General features: G+C 73.6%; 19 protein-coding genes. 5 read left to right on the forward strand and 14 right to left on the reverse strand.

Going from position 1 to position 19,145, the window contains the following annotated elements; translation table 11 throughout:
- The first annotated feature begins 580 nt into the window (after positions 1-580).
- Positions 581-955, forward strand: coding sequence for an RNA-binding S4 domain-containing protein (locus ACZ3YO_RS05240; RefSeq protein WP_396321731.1), 375 nt, complete (start codon positions 581-583; stop codon positions 953-955).
- A 225-nt stretch (positions 956-1,180) separates the two neighbouring features.
- Here the strand turns inward: ACZ3YO_RS05240 and ACZ3YO_RS05245 are convergent, their stop codons facing one another.
- Both ACZ3YO_RS05245 and ACZ3YO_RS05250 read right to left on the reverse strand, forming a co-directional pair.
- Complete coding sequence (locus ACZ3YO_RS05245) at positions 1,181-1,729, reverse strand: HD domain-containing protein (protein ID WP_465565017.1); 549 nt, start codon at positions 1,727-1,729, stop codon at positions 1,181-1,183.
- A gap of 255 nt (positions 1,730-1,984) precedes the next feature.
- The gene (locus tag ACZ3YO_RS05250; RefSeq protein WP_465565020.1) at positions 1,985-2,875 is read right to left on the reverse strand and encodes an SAM-dependent methyltransferase; all 891 of its coding nucleotides are present in this window, start codon (positions 2,873-2,875) and stop codon (positions 1,985-1,987) included.
- Between the two features lie 218 nt (positions 2,876-3,093).
- Here ACZ3YO_RS05250 and ACZ3YO_RS05255 point away from each other — a divergent pair, with 218 nt between their 5' ends.
- Both ACZ3YO_RS05255 and ACZ3YO_RS05260 read left to right on the forward strand, forming a co-directional pair.
- Positions 3,094-4,023 (forward strand): polysaccharide deacetylase family protein, encoded by a 930-nt coding sequence (locus tag ACZ3YO_RS05255; protein WP_465565023.1) that lies wholly within the window; start codon positions 3,094-3,096, stop codon positions 4,021-4,023.
- Positions 4,024-4,081: 58 nt separating this feature from the next.
- Positions 4,082-5,089, forward strand: coding sequence for a ketopantoate reductase family protein (locus ACZ3YO_RS05260; RefSeq protein WP_465565026.1), 1,008 nt, complete (start codon positions 4,082-4,084; stop codon positions 5,087-5,089).
- Positions 5,090-5,115: 26 nt separating this feature from the next.
- Here ACZ3YO_RS05260 and ACZ3YO_RS05265 read toward each other — a convergent pair whose 3' ends face one another.
- The gene (locus tag ACZ3YO_RS05265; RefSeq protein WP_465565028.1) at positions 5,116-5,934 is read right to left on the reverse strand and encodes an SDR family NAD(P)-dependent oxidoreductase; all 819 of its coding nucleotides are present in this window, start codon (positions 5,932-5,934) and stop codon (positions 5,116-5,118) included.
- Positions 5,935-6,251: 317 nt separating this feature from the next.
- Between ACZ3YO_RS05265 and ACZ3YO_RS05270 the strand changes: the two genes are divergently transcribed.
- Positions 6,252-7,121 carry a 3-hydroxybutyryl-CoA dehydrogenase gene (locus tag ACZ3YO_RS05270; RefSeq protein ID WP_396321737.1) on the forward strand — a complete coding sequence of 290 codons (870 nt, stop codon included), beginning with the start codon at positions 6,252-6,254 and terminating at the stop codon, positions 7,119-7,121.
- A 60-nt stretch (positions 7,122-7,181) separates the two neighbouring features.
- On the opposite strand, the gene ACZ3YO_RS05275 is transcribed toward ACZ3YO_RS05270, so the two are convergent.
- The 11 genes from ACZ3YO_RS05275 to infC all read right to left on the reverse strand — a co-directional run bounded on the left by ACZ3YO_RS05275 (position 7,182) and on the right by infC (position 18,302).
- Positions 7,182-8,021 (reverse strand): chitosanase, encoded by an 840-nt coding sequence (locus ACZ3YO_RS05275; protein WP_465544193.1) that lies wholly within the window; start codon positions 8,019-8,021, stop codon positions 7,182-7,184.
- Between the two features lie 193 nt (positions 8,022-8,214).
- Complete coding sequence (locus tag ACZ3YO_RS05280) at positions 8,215-9,198, reverse strand: hypothetical protein (RefSeq protein ID WP_465565033.1); 984 nt, start codon at positions 9,196-9,198, stop codon at positions 8,215-8,217.
- Entirely contained in the window at positions 9,195-10,121 is a 927-nt protein-coding gene (locus ACZ3YO_RS05285; protein WP_465565035.1) for an ATP-binding cassette domain-containing protein, read from the reverse strand. The genes ACZ3YO_RS05280 and ACZ3YO_RS05285 overlap by 4 nt, the downstream gene beginning before the upstream one ends.
- On the reverse strand, positions 10,121-10,582 hold the full coding sequence (locus ACZ3YO_RS05290) for a GntR family transcriptional regulator (protein WP_465565038.1): 462 nt from the start codon (positions 10,580-10,582) through the stop codon (positions 10,121-10,123). Before ACZ3YO_RS05290 ends, ACZ3YO_RS05285 begins: the two co-directional genes overlap by 1 nt.
- A 100-nt stretch (positions 10,583-10,682) precedes the next feature.
- Complete coding sequence (pheT, locus tag ACZ3YO_RS05295) at positions 10,683-13,184, reverse strand: phenylalanine--tRNA ligase subunit beta (protein WP_465565041.1); 2,502 nt, start codon at positions 13,182-13,184, stop codon at positions 10,683-10,685.
- Positions 13,184-14,305, reverse strand: coding sequence for a phenylalanine--tRNA ligase subunit alpha (pheS, locus tag ACZ3YO_RS05300; RefSeq protein WP_465544202.1), 1,122 nt, complete (start codon positions 14,303-14,305; stop codon positions 13,184-13,186). Before pheS ends, pheT begins: the two co-directional genes overlap by 1 nt.
- 245 nt (positions 14,306-14,550) lie before the next feature.
- Positions 14,551-15,654 (reverse strand): sensor histidine kinase, encoded by a 1,104-nt coding sequence (locus ACZ3YO_RS05305; RefSeq protein ID WP_465544204.1) that lies wholly within the window; start codon positions 15,652-15,654, stop codon positions 14,551-14,553.
- Positions 15,655-15,705: 51 nt separating this feature from the next.
- Positions 15,706-16,581, reverse strand: coding sequence for a TrmH family RNA methyltransferase (locus tag ACZ3YO_RS05310; protein ID WP_465565045.1), 876 nt, complete (start codon positions 16,579-16,581; stop codon positions 15,706-15,708).
- Between the two features lie 161 nt (positions 16,582-16,742).
- Entirely contained in the window at positions 16,743-17,138 is a 396-nt protein-coding gene (gene rplT / locus ACZ3YO_RS05315) for a 50S ribosomal protein L20 (protein ID WP_030055649.1), read from the reverse strand.
- Between the two features lie 109 nt (positions 17,139-17,247).
- Positions 17,248-17,442: a 50S ribosomal protein L35 gene (gene rpmI, locus ACZ3YO_RS05320; protein WP_148647646.1), complete on the reverse strand. Its 195-nt coding sequence runs from the start codon at positions 17,440-17,442 to the stop codon at positions 17,248-17,250.
- A 140-nt stretch (positions 17,443-17,582) separates the two neighbouring features.
- The gene (gene infC / locus ACZ3YO_RS05325; protein WP_396321819.1) at positions 17,583-18,302 is read right to left on the reverse strand and encodes a translation initiation factor IF-3; all 720 of its coding nucleotides are present in this window, start codon (positions 18,300-18,302) and stop codon (positions 17,583-17,585) included.
- 461 nt (positions 18,303-18,763) lie between these two features.
- Between infC and ACZ3YO_RS05330 the strand changes: the two genes are divergently transcribed.
- Positions 18,764-19,141 (forward strand): DUF1844 domain-containing protein, encoded by a 378-nt coding sequence (locus tag ACZ3YO_RS05330; RefSeq protein ID WP_209415201.1) that lies wholly within the window; start codon positions 18,764-18,766, stop codon positions 19,139-19,141.
- The last annotated feature ends 4 nt before the right edge of the window (positions 19,142-19,145 follow it).

Below are 19,145 nucleotides of genomic sequence, written 5' to 3' on the forward strand. Positions count from 1 at the left end.
CGCGTCGATCCCCACGCCCCCACGGAAGGCCCGAGGCACCCGGGCAGGCTGCACGGCAAGGGCCTCCGCCAGGAGCCGGCCACACGTGTTCGGCATGACCGTGGCGTACGCGATGCCCGACGCCTTGCGAAGGGAGCCGCCCACCTGGCCCGAGCCGCGCCCGCGGCCGTCCCGCCTTGCGGGACGTGCTGCGCACCACCGCGGGCCGGGACCTGTTCCGGCGGGCCCTGCCCGCCCACCACACCGCCGAGGCCGACGCCCGGTGGCCCGCACTGCGCCGGGCGCTGCACGGCCGCCCGTTCTCGCTGACCCGGCTGGAGGCGATCGAGGCCGAGCACGCCGCGCTCGCCCTCCTGGTCGAGACGGTCGACCAGGCACTGACCGGCCCCGAGGTCGGCCCCGACCCGGCCGGGCGCGATGGCCGAGCTGCTGTCGGGCTCGTACGTCTGGTAGCCCGGGCCGCGGGCGGCCGGCGGGCGGCTGGCGGCTTCGCCGGCGGTGGGCGGCCGGCGGCTTCGTCGGCGGTGGGCCGGTGGGTCCGGGGCCCGGTAGGTCCGGAAGGGCTCGGTAGGCTCGGAGGATGGTCGAAGACGAGGGAAGCGTCCGGGTGGACAGCTGGATCTGGTCCGTGCGGCTCACCAAGACGCGGGCGCTGGCGGCGGCCGCGTGCCGGGCGGGGCACGTGAAGGTGAACGGGGAGCGGGCCAAGCCCGCGCAGGCGTTGAAGCCCGGGGACGAGGTCCGGGTGCGCCAGGAGGGGTACGAGCGGGTCGTCGTGGTGACGAAGCTGGTCCGCAAGCGGGTCGGGGCGGGTGTCGCGGCCGAGTGCCTGGTGGACAACAGTCCGCCGCGGCCGCCTCGCGAGCACCTCGCGGCGGCCGGCGAGCGGGACCGGGGCGCCGGGCGGCCCACCAAGCGGGACCGGCGCGAGCTGGACGACCTGCGGCGGCGGTAGCGGGCGCCCGGTGGTGGACCCGCCGGCCGGGCGCCGGCTGCCGGCCGAGGAAGTCCAGCTGCTCCCGGGGGAGTTCGGCCAGGCCACGACGCAGATCGAGCCGACGGGCAGGCTCTCGGAGCAGCCGACGAAGGACCCTCGGATCTCGCCCGGGGGTTCATGCCGCGGAATCCGACACCGGTCCGACGGGGGGCTGTCGCGCCATCATCCGCCGCAGCGCCCCCGCTACCGGACCGGACGGGCGGCCTGGAGGGCGAGCCGGCGCGGGGCGTCCTCGCCGATCCGGGCGAGCAGGTCGTCCAGCTCCAGGAAGACCTCCCAGGGCTCACGGCGGCCGGCGGTCGCGAGCCGGTCGACCACCCGGTCCTCCAGGTCCCGCACCCGGCTGTTCTTCCACGCCTTGTCGGCCAGGCTCACCAGCAGGTCCTCGACGGTGGTGCCCTGCTCGCCCCAGCGTGCGTGGGTGCGGGCGAACCGGGCCAGCCGCTCGGGAACGCCGTGGGCGAGCAGCAGCTCGTACCCGGCGGGTTCGTGGGCGGAGCCGGGCCCGGAGAGCTCCTCACGGTGGACGGCCTTGCCGATGTCGTGGGTGGCGGCGCCGAACAGCACTGCCTCACGGTCCAGCGCGAGGCCGGGGCAGGCGGCGGCGCACCAGTCGGCGAGGGTCTCCGCGACCTCGTGGACCAGGCCGAGGTGGGCTACCAGCCGGGGTGGCGCGCCGGCGGCCTCCAGCAGGCGGGCGGCGGCCGCGGGCAGCGGCGGGATGTCGGTCACGGGCGCAGGGTAACCCGGGCGGGTGAAGACTTGCCGACTGACGGATTGTCAGTGGGGGGAGTTAGTGTCCGGGTGGATGGGGACGCGAGCCGGCCCCGGCGCCTGGAGGGGAGGCGCCGGGGCCGGCCCACGGACAGGAGACGGACGCTCACGAGGCGCACGGCCCGACAGCCGTACGACTCACCGGGCGTACGGCCGACGAGGCCCGACCCAACGGCGCACGGCTCGACGGCCCACGACGCGACGCGGTACCGCTCAGCGCTTGAACGCGACGCCCGCGTACGCCGAGACGTCCTGCCAGCCCTCGGGCAGCTCGCCGGTCGGGACGTGCCCGGCCTCGGGGCGCCAGAGCGGGAGCTGGACGAGGCCGGGGCCGGCGAACTCGAAGTCCCCGAAGAACGGTTCGACGCCGGCGCGCGGGCGCAGCACCAGCGGGGCGCTGGCGCTCTTGTATATCCGGGCGCCCTCGGCGGCGCTCTCTCGGGAGGCGAAGTCGGGGCTGCCGTGCGACAGGATCAGCATGCTGCCGGGGGCGAGTACGTCGCGCAGGGTGCGGACGATCGCCTCGGCGCCGTCCTCGTCGCGGATGAAGTGCAGGACGGCGACGAGCATCAGGGCCACCGGCTCGCCGAGGTCGACGGCGGCGTGCAGGCCGGGGTGGTCGAGGATCGTGGCGGGTTCGCGCAGGTCTGCCTCGATCACCGAGGTGGGGCCGGCCGGGTGGTTCGCCAGCAGGGCGCGGGCGTGGGTGGCGACGATCGGGTCGTTGTCGACGTACACCACGCGGGCGTCGGGGGCGAACCTCTGGGCGACCTCGCTGGTGGAGCCGATGGCGGGGATGCCGGTGCCGATGTCGAGGAACTGGCGGATGCCCTGGCCGGCCGCGAACTCGACGGCGCGGCCGAGGAATTCGCGGTTGGTGCGGGCCAGCAGCGGCAGCGCCGGGTAGGCGGCGATGGCGGCCTCGGCGGCCTTGCGGTCGGCCTCGAAGTTGTCCTTGCCGCCGAGGTAGTAGTCGTACATCCGGGCGGTGTGCGGAATGCCCGTGTCCAGCTCGGTCGGCGGCTGCCAGTCGTCGGCCCGTGCCCAGTCCCAGTCGGTGCCGACGCCCGTGCCGGTCGTCGCCGCAGCGGTGTCCTCGTCCATCGTGTTCCGCCCCCTATGCCTGACTGCCGGAATGCCTGCCCGTCGCGGTGCGTGTACCACCGCGCCGTGCGCCGTGATCGTATCCGACGACTCGCCGTGGAAACAGCGTGAGTTCAGGTTTCCGCAGGCCCCTGCGGGTGGTGCGTGCGCACGTCCAGGGCGGTTCGGATACGGCGTCGAATCGCCCCGGCGATGCGCCGTCCCTATGCTGGCTGCCGATGACTGCCAACCGGATGACCGCCGACCGCCGCACCGTCCTGCGCGCCGCCGCCCGACTGGCCGCCCTCGCCGCCGGAAGCGCGCTGCTCACCGCCTGCGGCAGCACCGGCCCGCGCCGGGCCGACCCGGGGGCGCTCGCCGTCCACCCCGGGACCGTCCACCCGGGCGGCGACGACCCGGCCGCCGTGGACCCGGCCTGGGCGGGCGGCGAGGGCCCGGCTTCCCCCGCCCCGGCCGCACCCGCCACCCCCTCCCCCGACCCGGCGGCGGCCCCGGCGGCGGCCAGCGCACCGCCGGCCCCGCCGGTGCTGCCGCCGCTCGCCCCCGGTACCCCGGCCGAGGTCGCCTACGGGCCGCGCACGGGCAAGAACGTCGCCCTGACCTTCCACGGCAGCGGCGACCCGAAGCTGGCCACCGCCCTGCTGGAGATCGCCGAGCAGCGCGGCGCCAAGCTGACCGTGATGGCCGTCGGCAGCTGGCTCGACCAGCAGCCGCAGATGGCCCGGCGCATCCTGGACGGCGGCCACGAGCTGGGCAACCACACCCAGAACCACCAGAACATCTCCGCCATGACCCCCGACCAGGCGCGGGCCGAGATCGCCCAGTGCGCGGAGCGGCTCCAGCGGCTCACCGGCTCGATCGGCCGCTGGTTCCGCCCGTCCGCCGCCCAGTACGCCACTCCGATGGTCCGCGAGCAGGCCCGGGCGGTCGGCTACGAGCACGTGCTCTCCTTCGACGTCGACCCGCGCGACTACAACGACCCGAGCTCCGCCGAGCTGCAGCGCCGGGTGCTCGGCTCGGCCAAGGGCGGCTCGGTGGTCGCCCTGCACATGGGCCACCAGTGCACGGTGGACGCGCTGCCGGGCATCCTGGACGGACTCGCCAAGGCGGGGCTGAAGCCGGTCACCGCCAGCCAGCTCTGCGCCTGACGCCCCGCATCCACGCGACGCCCCCCAGCCACGCGGCGGCCCGTGCGATGCTGCGGGCATGCGCTACATCATCATCGGGGCGGGTGCGGTGGGCGGCACGATCGGTGCCCGGCTGCACGAGGGCGGACACGACGTGGTCCTGGTGGCGCGCGGCGCCCATCTGGCGGCGCTGCGCGAGGACGGGCTGCGGTTCGGGACGCCGGAGGGTTTCCGCACCCTGCGGATCCCGGTCGCGGCCGGGCCCGGGGACGTCGAACTGCGCCCGGACGACGCGCTGCTGCTCGCCGTCAAGACCCAGGACACCCCCGCCGCGCTGGCCGCGTGGGCGCCGCACCCGGTGGCCGGCGGCGGCACGGCGGGCGAACGGCTGCCGTTGGTCTGCGCGCAGAACGGCGTGGAGAACGAACGGCTCGCGCTGCGGCTCTTCCGGCAGGTGCTGGCGATGTGCGTCTGGCTGCCGTCCGGCCACCTGGAGCCGGGTGTGGTCACCGCCGCCGGGACGCCGCTGAGCGGGGTGCTGCGCCTCGGCGGGTACCCCCGCGGCGACGGCGGCGAGCGGGCCGCGGCCATCGCCGCCGACCTGGCGAAGTCCTGCTTCAGCGCGCCGGTCGACCCCGAGGTGATGCGCTGGAAGTACGCCAAGCTGCTCGGCAATGCCGGCAACGCGCTGGACGCGGTGGCCGGCTCGCGCGAGGGCGAACCGCTCAGCGGCCTCCAGCAGCGGGTGATGGCGGAGGGCGCGGCCGTGCTGGCCGCCGCCGGCATCGCGCACCACGACCCTGCCGAGCAGGCCCGGCTGGTCGGGGAGCTGCTGGAGCTGGAGCCGGTACCGGGGGCCGAGCGCGGTGGCAGCTCGTCCTGGCAGAGCCTGGCGCGCGGCACCGGCTCGATCGAGGCGGACCACCTCAACGGCGAGATCGTGCTGCTGGGCCGGCTGCACGGGGTGCCGACCCCGCTCAACGAGGCGCTGCAACGGCTCGCCAACGCGTTCGCCCGCACCGGGCGCCGGCCGGGCTCGCTCACCGCGGAGGAACTGGCGGCCCTGCTGGAGCTCCAGGCCTTCTGACCTGCGCGGCGGGCGCCCGGGGAGGCTCAGCCCATCGGGTCCTCGGGCCCGTACGTGCGCAGCCGCAGGGTGCGGGCGTCGGAGGCGCGGATCTCCTCGGCGCGGCTGACCAGTTCCTCCAGGTTGTCCCGCCCGGCGTGGATGAAGCGGCCGTGCAGGGCGTCGAAGCGGCCGCGGGCGGCGTCCACGGTGACCGCGACCATGTACGGGATGGAGCCCCAGGTCTTCATGGACTGGAACATCGGCATGCCGGCGGTCATGTCGGTGGCGACCGCGCCGGGGCTGATGTCGAGCACCACCACCCGGTGCTCGGCGAGCGAGTCGGCCATGTTGTCGGAGAGCTGGAGCAGCGCGCCCTTGGACGTGGCGTACGCGGTGTAGTGGCCGTCGGGGCGCAGCGCGAAGCCGGAGTTGAGGTTGACGACCCGGCCCCGGCGGCGTTCGACCATGCCGGGCAGGACGCAGCGCAGCAGGTTGTAGGGGCCGCGCAGGTTGGTCTCGATCACCTGCCACCACTGGTTGGAGTCGGTCTCCCAGAGCGGGACCTCGGCCCGGTCGACCTGGCCGGCGTTGTTGACCAGCAGGTCGATCGGGCCGAGGTCGCGCTCGACGACCCGGACGGCCTCGCGGACCGAGCCGGGCCGGGTGACGTCCGCGGTGACGGCGACGCCGCGGGCGCCGTGCCGGGCGCACTCCTTGAGGGTGTCGGTGAGGGTCTCGTGCGTGCGGCCGACCAGGCCGACGGCCATGCCCTCGGCGGCGAGGCCGACGGCGATCTCGCGGCCGATGCCCCGGCCGGCTCCGGTGACGAGGGCGACCTGTCCTGTGAGTGATCCCGTTGCCATCCCCGACTCCCTTCGCCTGCCACCGGTCCCCCTGACATCAGCCTTCGCCCGCCGCGGCCGTCCCGCATTCTGTCCGGCTCCCGGGCGTGCCCGGCCCCGGGCGCACGGGTTCCGTCCGCCGGGTCACCCGTCCGGCGCAGCCGCCCGGCGGGCCGGCCCAGCCGGGGAGGGGATGACCTACCCGCCGGTACGGAGTAGTAACGTCGTCGGGGCGGTGCACTGGTGCACGCATTCCGGTGCGCCCTCCCGCTGAACAGCAGTTTGCTGGGCCACCTGTCGCCGGGGCCGCACCCCCGGCACAACCGAAGGGCAACTGAGTGAGTGACATCGCGCGCGTCGGAGTGATCGGCTGCGGCCTGATGGGGTCGGGCATCGCGGAGGTGTTCGCCCGGGCGGGGCTGGACGTCCTGGTGTCGGAGGCGAGCGGGGAGGCCCTGGAGTTCGGCCGTACCCGGCTGACCAACTCCCTGGAGACGGCCGTCAAGCGGGGCAAGCTGACCACCGAGCAGCGCGACGACGCGCTGGCCCGGCTGGCCTTCACCACCGACCTCGCCGACTTCGCCGACCGTGACCTGGTGGTCGAGGCGGTCGCCGAGCGCGAGGACATCAAGGTCCAGATCTTCCAGACGCTGGACCAGGTGGTCGAGCGCCGGGACGCCATCCTCGCCTCCAACACCTCGTCGATCCCGATCGTGAAGCTGGCCGCCGCGACCTCGCGCCCGGAGCAGGTGATCGGCCTGCACTTCTTCAACCCGGCGCCGGTGCAGAAGCTGGTCGAGGTGATCCCCACCCTGACCACCTCGGCCGCGACCACCGAGCGGGTGGAGACCTTCGCCACCCAGGTGCTCGCCAAGGAGCCGATCCGCGCCCGTGACCGGGCCGGCTTCGTGGTGAACGCGCTGCTGGTGCCGTACCTGCTCTCCGCGGTGCGGATGTTCGAGTCGGGCGTGGCGACCGCCTCCGACATCGACAAGGGCATGGAGGCCGGCTGCGCCCACCCGATGGGCCCGCTGCGGCTGTGCGACCTGATCGGCCTGGACACGATCGTCTCGATCGCCGAGTCGATGTACGACGAGTACAAGGAGCCCCTGTACGCGGCTCCCCCGCTGCTGTCCCGGATGGTCGACGCGGGCCTGCTGGGCCGCAAGTCCGGCCGCGGCTTCTACGACTACACCGCCGGCGCCTGACCGGCGCGCCGCAGGGGCGGGGAGGCTCGGGCCTCCCCGCCCCTGCGGCATGCTCGGGCGTCAGCTGTTGATGCTGTAACTGTCGCCGTAGACCTTCCACTTGAGCGGCGGGTTCAGGTCGAAGTTCTTGGCGTTGAGGAAGACCAGCTGCTCGGTGTCGACGCGACTGGTGTCGGAGTGCGCCTCCTCGGTCTTCATCGCGGCGCGGCGGGCGTCCAGGAAGGCCTTGAGGTAGGTGGCCTCGTCGCCGCCCTGGGCGGGGGTCTTGGCCTTCTTCATCGCGGTCTTGCGGATACCGCCGAAGCTGGTCGAGTCGGTGCCGGGGCCGTGCATGACGATGGCGTCGTAGTACATGAACTGGCCGAGTGCGCGCAGGCCGTCGGACTTGGCCTGGTTGACGGCGGGGTTGAAGTAGACGCGGTCGCGCTCGTCGTTCTGGGCCTGCTGGAAGACGGTGTCCTTGGCGGCGGTGGCCCAGTCGCGCTCGAAGGCGGAGCCGAGGCCGGCGTGCGACTCGGTGCCGTTGACCTTGCGCAGCGCCGGGAGGTACTTGGCGAGGACGTTGCCGGGCTTGAGGGAGGTGTAGTGCTCGACCAGGTCGAGCATGTCGCCGGTGCCGGAACAGAATCCGATGATGCCGGCGGTGTAGCCGCGGCCGTCCTTGATGTCCTCGATGTACTTGTACTGCGACTTCCAGTCCAGCGAGGAGTTCTCGGCGCTGGACACCAGCTGCATCGCGATGTCCTTCTTGTGCGGGTCGTCCAGGCCGGCGGCCTTGGCCTGGACGACGGCCGCGGCCGGGGCCGCCGCGTGGGCGGCGCCGGCGGCCGCGACGGTGGCGGGGGCGGCCACCAGCAGGGCGGCGAGGGCTATGCGTACGGTGCGGTGCTGACGGTGCATCTGACGCTCCGTGTCCGTGGGGGCGGGCAGGGGGTACCCGCCGCAAGGGCGTTAGGAAACTTTCCTAACTAAGAAATAGCGTTCACGGACCCGGGGCCGCAAGGGCTTTGACGGAAACTCTTCAAACCCCGAGGTCAGAGCGCACGACGTCGGACCACCCGCCGTCACGCCGCCCCACGTCACGCCACCCTCGTCAGAGCGCCCGGCGCCGCACCCACCAGACCGCGGCGGCGCAGACCGCCACCGCCAGCGCCGTCATCCACCCGCACTCGATCAGCTGGAACGCCCAGTAGCGGTCGTCCGGCTGGTAGATCTCGTGGACGGCGTAGCCGCCGTCGCGCATCAGCTTCTCCCCGTCGTAGAAGCCGTTGCCGAGGTTGTAGAAGTCGCGCATGGGGATCCGGTCCCCCGACGGGTCGGTGAACCACGTACTGGCCGCCCAGCGGTGGTCGACGGCGGGCTGCACCAGGGTGTGGACGGTGTCCTCCAGCGGCGTCCGGTAGTGGAACCGCGCGGACTGGGCGACCAGGGTGGTCGCCACCGAGGCGCCGACGCCGATCCCGACCGCGACCACCGTGCGCCGCAGCACCGCGCCCGCGAGCGCCGAGACCGCGAGGACCAGCAGCACCCGGCCGGCCAGGGCGAGCGGCGCGCCCACGAACAGCAGCGGGGAGAACCGGCCCGTCTCCTCGGCCAGCGGCGCGCTCCACCAGTCGAACGCCAGGCCCAGCAGCGCCGCCCCCGCCACCGAGACCACGCCCGCCAGGGCCAGCCCGGTCGCCGTCCAGCGGGCGCGCCCGGCCCCCTGGGTCCAGGCGTAGCGGTAGGTGCCGTGCTCGAACTCCCGTGCCAGCAACGGCCCGCCGACGAACGCGCCGACCGAGCCGCCGAGGAAGTAGAGGAGGTTGGCGCCGACCGTCAGCCGGGTGCCGTACTCGCGCAGGAAGACCTTCCACAGCTCGTTGCACGACTGGGTGCTCCGGTCGCAGCCCGCCGCCCCGGACCGGTCGAAGGCCGCGTGCAGGAACCAGCCGTCGACCAGCAGCAGCACGGCGCCGACGGCGAGCACCCCGAGCACGGTGAGCAGCGCGGTGCGGTGGCGCAGCCAGGCCGCGGACAGGACACCACCCCGGGGAAGGCCGGTGGTGACAGCGGTGACGGCGGTGATCGTGCTCACGACTGCAGGACCCTCTCGTTCGTACGGACGGCCCCGCGCGGGCCGGGCAGGGCGGAGGCGGCCGGCTCGCGCAGGTAGGCGAGGACCAACTCCTCCAGGCCGACGCGCTGTTGGCGCCAGCCGCCGGCTACCGGGGCGTCGACGCCGCCGGTGCGGACCAGCAGGTGGGACTGCGCGCCGGCCCGGCGGTCGCGTACCACCGGCACCGTCGCGGCGACCCCGTCGGCCTCGACGGTGGGGCCGGTGAGCATCCGGTGGCCGCCCACCAGCTCGTCCACCTCCCCGGCGACCTGGACCCGGCCGCCGCCGAGCACCACCAGGTAGTCGCAGCTCTGCTCCAGTTCGGCGATGGCGTGCGAGGAGAACAGCACCGAGAGGCCGTCGTCGGCGACGGCGGTCAGCAGGACGGCCATGAAGTCGTGCCGGGCGAGCGGGTCGAGGGCGGCCAGGGGCTCGTCCAGGAGCAGCAGTTCGGGCCGCTTGGCCAGGGCGAGGGCGAGCGAGACCTGGGCCTGCTGGCCGCCGGAGAGCCGCCCGTAGCGGCGGTCGAGCGGGATGCCGAGGCCGTCCAGGTGGGTACGGGCGCGGGCGTCGTCCCAGCGGCGGTTGAGGCCGCGGCCCATCCGCAGCAGGTCGCGGACGGCCAGGCCCGGGTAGAGCGCGGCATTCTGGGCCACGAAGCCGATCCGGTCCAACGCGCCGGGCGAGCCGGGGAGTTCGCCGCCGAGCACGCTCAGGGCGCCCTCGGTGGGGGCGGTCAGGCCGGCGGCCAGGTTGAGCAGGGTCGTCTTGCCGGCGCCGTTCGGGCCGACCAGGGCGACCACGTGCCCGGCCGGGACGGCGAGATGGCAGTCCCGCAGGGCCCAGGAGCGGCGGTAGCGCTTGCCCAGCCCACCGCAGTCGATCACCGTGTCCGACGCCATCACGCCACCACCCCGTCGTTCCCGTTCCCCCCGTTGTCTCCGCTGCGCAGGTCGCGCAGGGCGTCCTCGAACACCGCGGCCATCCCCTCCTCGTCCAGTCCGGCCGCCCGCGCGGTGCGCAGCCAGTCGAGCAGCCCCCGTCGCAGCGCGGCCCGTTCGCGCAGCGGCACGACGCCGGCGGGCAGCCCGCGGACGAAGGTGCCCTGGCCGCGCCGTCCGGCGGCGAGCCCCCGGTGTTCCAGCTCGCGGTACGCCTTGAGCACGGTGTTGGGGTTGATCGCCAGCCCCGCCACCACCTCGCGGACCCGGGGCAGCCGGTCGCCCTCGGCCAACCAGCCCATCCGCAGCGCCTGTTCGACCTGCTGCACCAGTTGCAGGTAGGTCGGGACGCCGGAGGCCGGGTCCAGGCGGAACTCGATCGGGGAGGGCTGGTCCCCCGGTTCTGGTTTATCTACTTCCATAGTTAATGAGTTAAGGAAGGATCCGACGCGCCGTCAACCCAAGACATGGCAAAGGGCCCTGCCGGATCCAGGATCCGGCAGGGCCCTCGGGCACCACGCGTCAGGCGCCGCGCAGCACCGCACCCGTCCGGGCGATGGCCTCGGCGACGGCCGCCTCGCGGGCGGCGGTGGCCTCGTCCGCGGTCAGCGTGCGGTCGGTGGCGCGGAAGCGCAGCGCGTACGCCAGCGACTTCTTGCCCTCGCCGACCTGCTCGCCGGTGAACACGTCGAACAGCCGGATGGCCTCCAGCAGGTCACCGGCGCCGGTGCGCAGCGCGGCCTCGACCTGGGCGGCCGGGACGGCGGTGTCCACGATCAGCGCGACGTCCTGGGTGGCCACCGGGAAGCCGGAGACCGCCGGGCCCGAGACCCGCCCGGCGCCGTCCTCGGTCAGCAGGTCCAGGTCGAGCTCCATCGCGACGGTGCGCTCCGGCAGGCCGAGCGCCTTGACCACGCGCGGGTGCAGCTCACCGGCGTGGCCGACCACCCGGTCGGTGCCGGCCACGACCAGCTCGGCGCAGCGGCCCGGGTGCCAGGGCAGCAGCTGGCCCTGGCGCACGGTCAGCTCGATACCGGCGGCGCGGGCCACCGTGCGGCCCGCCTCGACGGCGTCCGCCCAGCCCGCCTGGGCGCCCTTGCCCCACCAGCCGGACGGCAGCCGCTCGCCCGCGAGGGCGACGGCGACGCGGCGCGGCTGGTGCGGCAGCGCGGCGTCCAGCGCGGCCAGTTCCTCGTCGCTCGGACGGCGGTCGACGGCCGGGCGCGGCGCGACGGACAGCTCGTCCTTCGGCAGGAAGACGGTGCCCGTCTCGAAGACGGCCAGGTCGGTGTTGCCGCGGCCGATGTTGCGGCGCAGCGCCCCGAGCAGGCCCGGCAGCAGCGTGGTGCGCAGCGCCGGCTCCTCGTCGTTGAGCGGGTTGACCAGCTTCACCGTGCGGCGGCGCCGGTCGTCCCGCTCCAGGCCGAGCGCCTCGAAGGCGGCCTCGCCGACGAACGGGTAGTTGTTCACCTCGACGTAGCCGGCGGCTGCGAGCGCGACGCCGACCCGGCGGTGCGTCCGCTGGGCCTCGGTCAGGCCCTTGCCCGGCGGCACGGTGGGCATCCGGGCGGGCACGTTGTCGTACCCCTCCAGCCGGATGACCTCCTCGGCGAGGTCGTACGGGTCGGTGAGGTCGGGGCGCCAGGTCGGCGGGGTGACCTCCAGGACGTCGGCGCCCGCGACGGAGCAGCCGATCTCCTGCAGGCGCCGGGTCACGCTCTCGCGGCCGTACGCGGTGCCGGCCACCCGGTCGGGCAGGTCGGCGGCGATGGTGATGGTGCGCACCGGGTGCGGGGCGGCGATGTCGGTGACGCCCGCCTCGGCGGTGCCGCCGGCGATCAGCACCAGCAGGTCGACGGCGCGCTGCGCGGCGGCGCGGGCGGCCTCCGGGTCGACGCCGCGCTCGAAGCGCTTGGACGCCTCGGACGGCAGCTTGTGCCGCTTGGCGCCGCGGGCGATGGCGACCGGGTCGAAGTGCGCGGCCTCGATGATCACCTCGGTGGTGCCCGGGCCGGCGGCCGGGTCGAGGATCTCGGTGGAGGCGCCGCCCATGACACCGGCCAGGCCGATCGGGCCGCTGTTGTCGCAGATCAGCAGGTCCTCGGCGGAGAGCTTGCGCTCGACGCCGTCGAGGGTGGTGAGGGTCTCGCCCTCCTCCGCCCGGCGGACCAGGATCGGGCCGTCGACGCGCTGCTTGTCGTAGGCGTGCAGCGGCTGGCCGACCTCCAGCATCACGTAGTTGGTGATGTCCACGGCCAGCGAGATCGGGCGGATGCCGGACTTCTGCAGGCGGCGCTGGAGCCAGATCGGCGACTTGGCGGCCGGGTCGAGGCCGACCACCGTGCGGGCCACGAAACGGTCGCAGCCGGCCGGGTCGGCGACCTTGACCAGGTAGCCGTAGGAGTTGGCCGGCGGCACGTCGAGCAGCGCCGGGTCGGCCAGCGGCAGCCCGTACGCGGCGGCGGCCTCACGGGCCACGCCGCGCATCGACAGGCAGTAGCCGCGGTCCGGGGTGACGGCGATGTCCAGCACCTCGTCGACGAGCTGGAGCAGCTCGATCGCGTCGGTGCCGGGCTCGTACTCGGGCGGGAGCACGATGATGCCGTTGTGGTCGTCGCCCATGCCCAGCTCGCGGGCGGAGCAGATCATGCCGGCCGAGGTGTGGCCGTAGGTCTGCCGGGCGGCGATCGGGAACGGGCCGGGCAGCACGGCGCCCGGGAGCACCACGACGACCTTGTCGCCGACCGCGAAGTTGGTCGCGCCGCAGACGATCTCCTGCGGCTCGCCGGTGCCGTTGGCGTCGCCGACGTTGACGAAGCAGTGCCGGATCGGCTTCTTGAAGCCGGTCAGCTCCTCGATGGAGAGCACCTGGCCGACGACCAGCGGGCCCTTGAGGTCGGCGCCGATCTGCTCGACGGTCTCGACCTCCAGGCCGGCCCGGACGAGGCGCTCCGCGACGTCACGGCCGGTCTCGCCGGCCGGCAGGTCGACGTACTCGCGCAGCCAGGAAAGCGGGACGCGCATCAGATCTCCATCCCGAACGGGAGGGTGAAACGCACGTCACCCTCGACCATGTCGCGCATGTCGGCGACGTTGTGACGGTTCATCAGGATCCGCTCCAGGCCCAGGCCGAAGGCGAACCCGCTGTAGCGGTTCGGGTCGACGCCGCAGGCGACCAGCACCCGCGGGTTGACGACGCCGCAGCCGCCGAGCTCGATCCAGCCCTCCGAGGAGCAGGTCCGGCAGGGCTTGTCCGGGTTGCCGACGGACTCGCCGCGGCAGACGAAGCACTGCAGGTCGATCTCGGCGCTCGGCTCGGTGAACGGGAAGTACGAGGGGCGCCAGCGCAGCTCCAGGCCGTCGCCGATCAGCTTGGAGACCAGCTGCTCGATGGTGCCCTTGAGGTCGGCGAAGGTGATGCCCTCGTCCACGGCCAGACCCTCGACCTGCCGGAAGACCGGGGTGTGGGTGGCGTCCAGCTCGTCCGTCCGGTAGACCCGGCCGGGGCAGACGACGTAGACGGGGGGCTCGCGGTCGAGCATGGTGCGGGCCTGGACCGGCGAGGTCTGGGTGCGCAGCACGACGCCGGAGTCGGCGGAGCCGTCCGGGGCCTGGACGAAGAAGGTGTCCTGCATCGAGCGGGCCGGGTGGTCCGGGCCCAGGTTGAGGGCGTCGAAGTTGAGCCACTCGGCCTCGACCTCGGGGCCCTCGGCGATCTCGTAGCCCATCGCGACGAAGGTGTCCTCGATGCGCTCGGCCAGCGTCGTCAGCGGGTGCCGGGCGCCGCGCGGCGCGCGGTCGTAGGGCAGTGTGACGTCCACCGCCTCCTCGACCAGGACGCGGGCGTCGCGCTCCGCCTCCAGCTCGGCCTGGCGCTTGGCGAGGGCCTGGTTGACGGCGCCGCGGGCCTGCCCGATCAGCTTGCCGGCGGCGGCCTTGGCGTGCGGGGGCAGGGCGCCGATCTCGCGGTTGGCGAGGGAGAGCGCGGAGCGGTCGCCGGTGTGGGCGACCTTGGCCTGCTTCAGCTCGTCGAGGGAGGTGGCGGCGGCGAAGGCCTGGACGGCCTCGTCCCGGGCCTGCTCCACCACCTCGGGCTTGAGGGCCTCGACCTCGACCGGGTCGTACGACTTGTTGGGTGCCGACATCTCTATCTTTCCCGTGCTCCTGCTCGTCCGTGCTCAGGTAAAGGGGGGCTCGCTCCCTCCTTGCCCGCCAACGGACAGGAGGGGCCCAGCGCGTCGCCCGGCGTGGCCGGGGCACGGGCAGCCCCCGCCTCGGTTCTCGGGGAGGTTGTCCGCGGCACGGCCGCGCAGGGCGTTGCGCAACGCCAAAGGTCGAGTGTAGTCGCAGCGCGTAGCGCGACCGTCGTGAAGCCCGCCCGGGGTCCGCTTCACATCATGAAGTCGGGCACCCCGGCGGGCAGGATAAATCGGAACCGGGCGCCGCCGCCGGGCGCGCGGTCGACGCGGATCGAGCCGCCGTGGGCCTCCACGATGCCCTTGACGATGTAGAGGCCCAGGCCGGTGCCGCCGCGCTTGGAGCCGCGCCAGAAGCGGGTGAAGACGCGCGGCATCGACTCCTCGGGGATGCCGCTTCCTTCGTCGCTCACGGTGACTGCGGTGCCTTCCACGGTGCGGGGCGGGGTGCCGGAGCGCTCCCAGACGGGTGCCTCGACGACCTCCTTGGCCGGTGCCACCTCGATCGTGACAGTTCCCTCGCCGTGACGCACCGCATTTTCCAGCAGGTTGGCCAGCACCTGGTCGACCTTGTCCGGGTCGGCCCAGAGCACGGTGAGCGACTCGCTGATCCGGATGTCGAAGCGGTCCTCGGGGATGCCGGTGGCGACCTTCCGCTCCACGTGCCGGCGCACCGCCGCCGCCAGGTCGACGACCTGCTTGCGCAGCTCCAGCCGGCCGGCGTCGATCCGGGAGATGTCCAGCAGCTCGGCGATCAGCCGGGTGACCCGGTCGGCGTCCGCGTCCACGGTCTCCAGCATCAGCCGCTTCTGCCCGTCGGTGAACCGCTCCCACTTGGCGAGCAGGGTCGCGGTGAATCCCTTGACGCTCGTGAGCGGCGAGCGCAGCTCGTGCGCGACGGTGGCGATCAGCTCGGCGTGGCTGCGCTCGGTGCGGCGGCGGGCCTCGGTGCCGCGCAGGGCGATCACCAGCCGCTGGAGCGGCCCCTGCGGGCCCTGCCGCACGTACCGGGCGGAGACCAGCACCTCACGGCCGCCGGGCAGCAGCAGGTTGCGCTCCGGCTGGCTGGTGCGGACGGCCAGACCGCCGTACGGGTCGGTCAGCTGCCACCAGCGGCGGCCGTCGAGGTCCTCCAGCGGGAGGACGTCCTCCAGCGCGCTGCCGAGCGCGTCCTCCGGGCGGATGCCGGTCAGCCGGGCGGCGGCCCGGTTGAAGCAGACCACCCGGCCCAGCGCGTCGGCGACCACCAGGCCGTCCGGCAGGTCGTCCGGATCGAGCTCTGGCCCGCTGCCGACCATGGGTGTCCTCCCCGATTACCCACCGTGTCTTTCCCCCCACCGAGGCAGACCCTAGCGCTCCTGGCCCTGTGCGCGACACCCTCCGGGCGAGCGCTGCGCCCGCGCGGACGCATAGAGGCAGACGGCGGCGGCCGTGGCCAGGTTGAGGCTCTCGGCGTGTCCGTGGATCGGTACGCGCACCACCTCGTCGGTGAGTGCGCGGGTCTCCTCCGGGAGCCCCCAGGCCTCGTTGCCGAACACCCATGCGCCGGGCGCGCCCAGGGTGCCCTCGTCCAGCTCCTGGTCGAGGTCGCGCTCCCCCGCGCCGTCGGCGGCGAGCACCCGCACGCCGGCCTCCCGCAGCCTGCCGACCGCCTCCTCGACCGGCACGCCGACGGCGACCGGGAGGTGGAACAGGCTACCGACGGAGGCCCGGACGGCCTTCGGGTTGTACAGGTCCACCGAGGCGTCGGTGAGCACCACGGCGTCCGCGCCGGCCGCGTCGGCGGTGCGCAGCACGGTGCCGGCGTTGCCGGGGTCACGGACGTGGGCGAGCACCGCGACCAGCTTCGGGCGGGCCTTGAGCACCTCGGCGAACGGGGTGTCGATGAAGCGGCAGAGCGCCACGATGCCCTGCGGGGTCACGGTGTCGCAGATGTCCGCGATGACCTCGTCGGTGGCGGTGAGCACCGGGACGCCCTCGGCCAGGGCGGCCTCGACGATGCCGGCGTGCCGCTCGGCGGCCTCCGGGGTGACGTACACCTCGACCACGGCGTGCTCGCCCGTGCCCGGCAGCCTCCCGAACGCGACGGCCTCGCGGACGGCCTGCGGGCCCTCGGCGAGGAAGCGGCGCTCCTTGGTGCGCTGGTTCCGCTTGGCGAGCCGGCGGGCGGCGACGACGCGCGGCGAGCGCAGGGAGGTGAGCAGGGGGGTGTCGGTGCTCGGCATGGTCTCGTCTCTGTGGCGGGGAGCCGGTGGCGTGCGGGGACCAGGGGTCCCGGGGAGTTAACGACGGGGAGGGCAGAACGACGGCGGGCGCGGAGAACGCAAAACCGGACCCGCAGGAGGTGCCTGCGGGTCCGGTCGGTGCGACTGCCGATCCAGGAGGATCAGGCGGCGTCGGCGGCGGCCTTCGGGGCGTTCACGTCGGCCGGCAGCGCCTTCTGCGCGACCTCGACCAGCGACGCGAAGGCGCCCGGGTCGTTCACCGCGAGGTCGGCCAGCATCTTGCGGTCGATCTCGACGCTGGCGGCCTTCAGGCCCTGCACGAAGCGGTTGTAGGTGATGCCGTTGGCACGGGCCGCAGCGTTGATGCGCTGGATCCACAGCTGACGGAAGTCGCCCTTGCGCTTCTTGCGGTCGTTGAAGTTGTAGACCAGCGAGTGGGTGACCTGCTCCTTGGCCTTGCGGTACAGGCGCGAGCGCTGGCCACGGTAGCCGCTGGCGCGCTCCAGGATGACCCGGCGCTTCTTGTGGGCGTTGACTGCCCGCTTGACGCGTGCCACTTGATTACTCCTTGGGTTGGACCACGGACTACTTCACGCGGTCCGTCATTCGAATGGGTCGGGAAGGATCAGCTGCCCCGCTCGCGGCTCGCGCCGGGCGGGAGGGCGATCACTTGCCGAGAAGCTTCTTGATCTTCTTGGCGTCAGCGGGGGCCAGCACGACGGTCCCGGCCAGCTTGCGGGTCAGCGTCGAGGGCTTGTGCTCCAGGAGGTGGCGGCGGCCGGCGCGCTCGCGCAGCACCTTGCCAGAGCCACTGATCTTGAAGCGCTTGCTGGCGCCACTGTGCGTCTTCTGCTTCGGCATTTCGCCGTATCTCCTCGTCGGTCCGTCCACGCCCGCGCGGTGTTGGCCGCGCGGGCGTGAAGGATGGATCTGCGGTGACCGGGCGGGACGCCCCGTCACCCTTGGTGGCCGGTCTCCCGGGCCGCCCTGGCCGTGAAGGCTCAGGCGTCCTGGGAGGCCTCGGCCGGCTGCTCGACCTCGGCGGCGTCCTCGACGTCGGCCTCGTCGGCCTCCGCCTCGGCCGCGGCGTTCTCGGCCTCAAGCGCTGCGTCGTCGTCGACCGCGGCGTCGTCGGGACCGGTGGTCCGGCCCTGACGCTCGGCCTTGCGGGCGTCGGCGAGCGCGCGGGCCTCGGCCATCGCCTCGGTCTTCTTCTTGTGCGGGCCGAGAACCATGATCATGTTTCGGCCGTCCTGCTTGGCCGAGGACTCCACGAAGCCCAGATCCTGGACGTCGTTCGCCAGCCGCTGCAGCAGTCGGAAGCCCAGCTCGGGGCGGGACTGCTCACGACCGCGGAACATGATCGTGATCTTGACCTTGTCGCCCTGCTTGAGGAACCGGACGACGTGACCCTTCTTGGTGTCATAGTCGTGCGGGTCGATCTTCGGCCGGAGCTTCATCTCCTTGATGACCGTGTGCGCCTGGTTCTTGCGCGCCTCACGGGCCTTCATGGCCGACTCGTACTTGAACTTGCCGTAGTCCATGAGCTTGCACACCGGCGGCCGGGCGGTCGCCGCGACCTCGACCAGGTCAAGGTCGTACTCCTGCGCGAGCTCCAGCGCCTTGGCAAGCGGCACGATGCCGACCTGCTCGCCGCTGGGACCGACGAGTCGCACCTCGGGGACGCGAATCCGGTCGTTGATGCGGGGCTCGGTGCTGATGGGGCCTCCTCGGTTGCACCTTCTGCGATGCGGCCGTCGGACGGCGGTCGCACGTAGTGGACTCGACCACTGGGCGGGGCTTCATTCGTGCTGCGCTGCCTGACTTGCTGGTAGGCACTGCATGCACCGCGACACGAAAAAAGCCCCGCTCGGTACAAGCGGGGCTCCACACAACCGGGGGCGGCGTCCGGTGAGGGACGCTGCGGGCGACTCGGCGCCTGGGCGCCGAACGCGGACCGGGACCCGTCGACCGTGAGGTCGACCAGGTGGGAGACTTTCGCGGTTGCCCTCTCGGGCCTCCTGGGTGGAGCCTCCACTTGCTGGCCGGGCGCCCTCAAGGGCTCCTGGCCGGTCAGTCTCGAAGCATACAGCGCGCGGGGGTCCAACGCTATTCCGCCCCTCCCCACCTGCCCTTGTACGCTCCCTCTGTACGGACACCGGCACGACGGAACGAGCCCCCCTTGAGCAGCGAGCCCACCCAGAACCCCGCCGCGGACGACGAGGCGATCGGTTTCGACGACCTCACCCGGGACATCGCCGAGGTCCCGGCCGTCGAGGTGATCACCACCGTCGCGGTGCACCTGATGAGCGCCGCCGCCGTGAAGTGCGGCCTGGCCGAGGGCGGCGAGGCCGACAAGGACCTCGACGAGGCGCGCAAGCTGATCACCGCGCTGGCCGGGCTGGTCACCGCCGGCGCCCCCGAGATCAGCAACTTCCACGCCGCCCCGCTGCGCGACGGCCTCAAGTCGCTCCAGCTGGCCTTCCGCGAGGCCTCCCTCGTCCCGGACGCGCCGGGCGCGGGCCCGGGCGAGAAGTTCACCGGGCCGGTCTACGCCTGAGCCC

The sequence above is a fragment of the Kitasatospora sp. NPDC022785 genome (genome assembly GCF_055561295.1).

Excerpts from the sequence above, each read along its gene's own strand:
- ACZ3YO_RS05240 (WP_396321731.1), top strand. The coding sequence starts at position 581 with ATGGTCGAAGACGAGGGAAGCGTCCGGGTGGACAGCTGGATCTGGTCC.
- ACZ3YO_RS05250 (WP_465565020.1), bottom strand. The coding sequence starts at position 2,875 with ATGGACGAGGACACCGCTGCGGCGACGACCGGCACGGGCGTCGGCACC.
- ACZ3YO_RS05255 (WP_465565023.1), top strand. The coding sequence starts at position 3,094 with ATGACTGCCAACCGGATGACCGCCGACCGCCGCACCGTCCTGCGCGCC.
- ACZ3YO_RS05260 (WP_465565026.1), top strand. The coding sequence starts at position 4,082 with ATGCGCTACATCATCATCGGGGCGGGTGCGGTGGGCGGCACGATCGGT.
- ACZ3YO_RS05265 (WP_465565028.1), bottom strand. The coding sequence starts at position 5,934 with ATGGCAACGGGATCACTCACAGGACAGGTCGCCCTCGTCACCGGAGCC.
- ACZ3YO_RS05275 (WP_465544193.1), bottom strand. The coding sequence starts at position 8,021 with ATGCACCGTCAGCACCGCACCGTACGCATAGCCCTCGCCGCCCTGCTG.
- ACZ3YO_RS05285 (WP_465565035.1), bottom strand. The coding sequence starts at position 10,121 with ATGGCGTCGGACACGGTGATCGACTGCGGTGGGCTGGGCAAGCGCTAC.
- ACZ3YO_RS05290 (WP_465565038.1), bottom strand. The coding sequence starts at position 10,582 with ATGGAAGTAGATAAACCAGAACCGGGGGACCAGCCCTCCCCGATCGAG.
- pheT (WP_465565041.1), bottom strand. The coding sequence starts at position 13,184 with ATGCGCGTCCCGCTTTCCTGGCTGCGCGAGTACGTCGACCTGCCGGCC.
- pheS (WP_465544202.1), bottom strand. The coding sequence starts at position 14,305 with ATGTCGGCACCCAACAAGTCGTACGACCCGGTCGAGGTCGAGGCCCTC.
- ACZ3YO_RS05305 (WP_465544204.1), bottom strand. The coding sequence starts at position 15,654 with ATGGTCGGCAGCGGGCCAGAGCTCGATCCGGACGACCTGCCGGACGGC.
- ACZ3YO_RS05310 (WP_465565045.1), bottom strand. The coding sequence starts at position 16,581 with ATGCCGAGCACCGACACCCCCCTGCTCACCTCCCTGCGCTCGCCGCGC.
- rpmI (WP_148647646.1), bottom strand. The coding sequence starts at position 17,442 with ATGCCGAAGCAGAAGACGCACAGTGGCGCCAGCAAGCGCTTCAAGATC.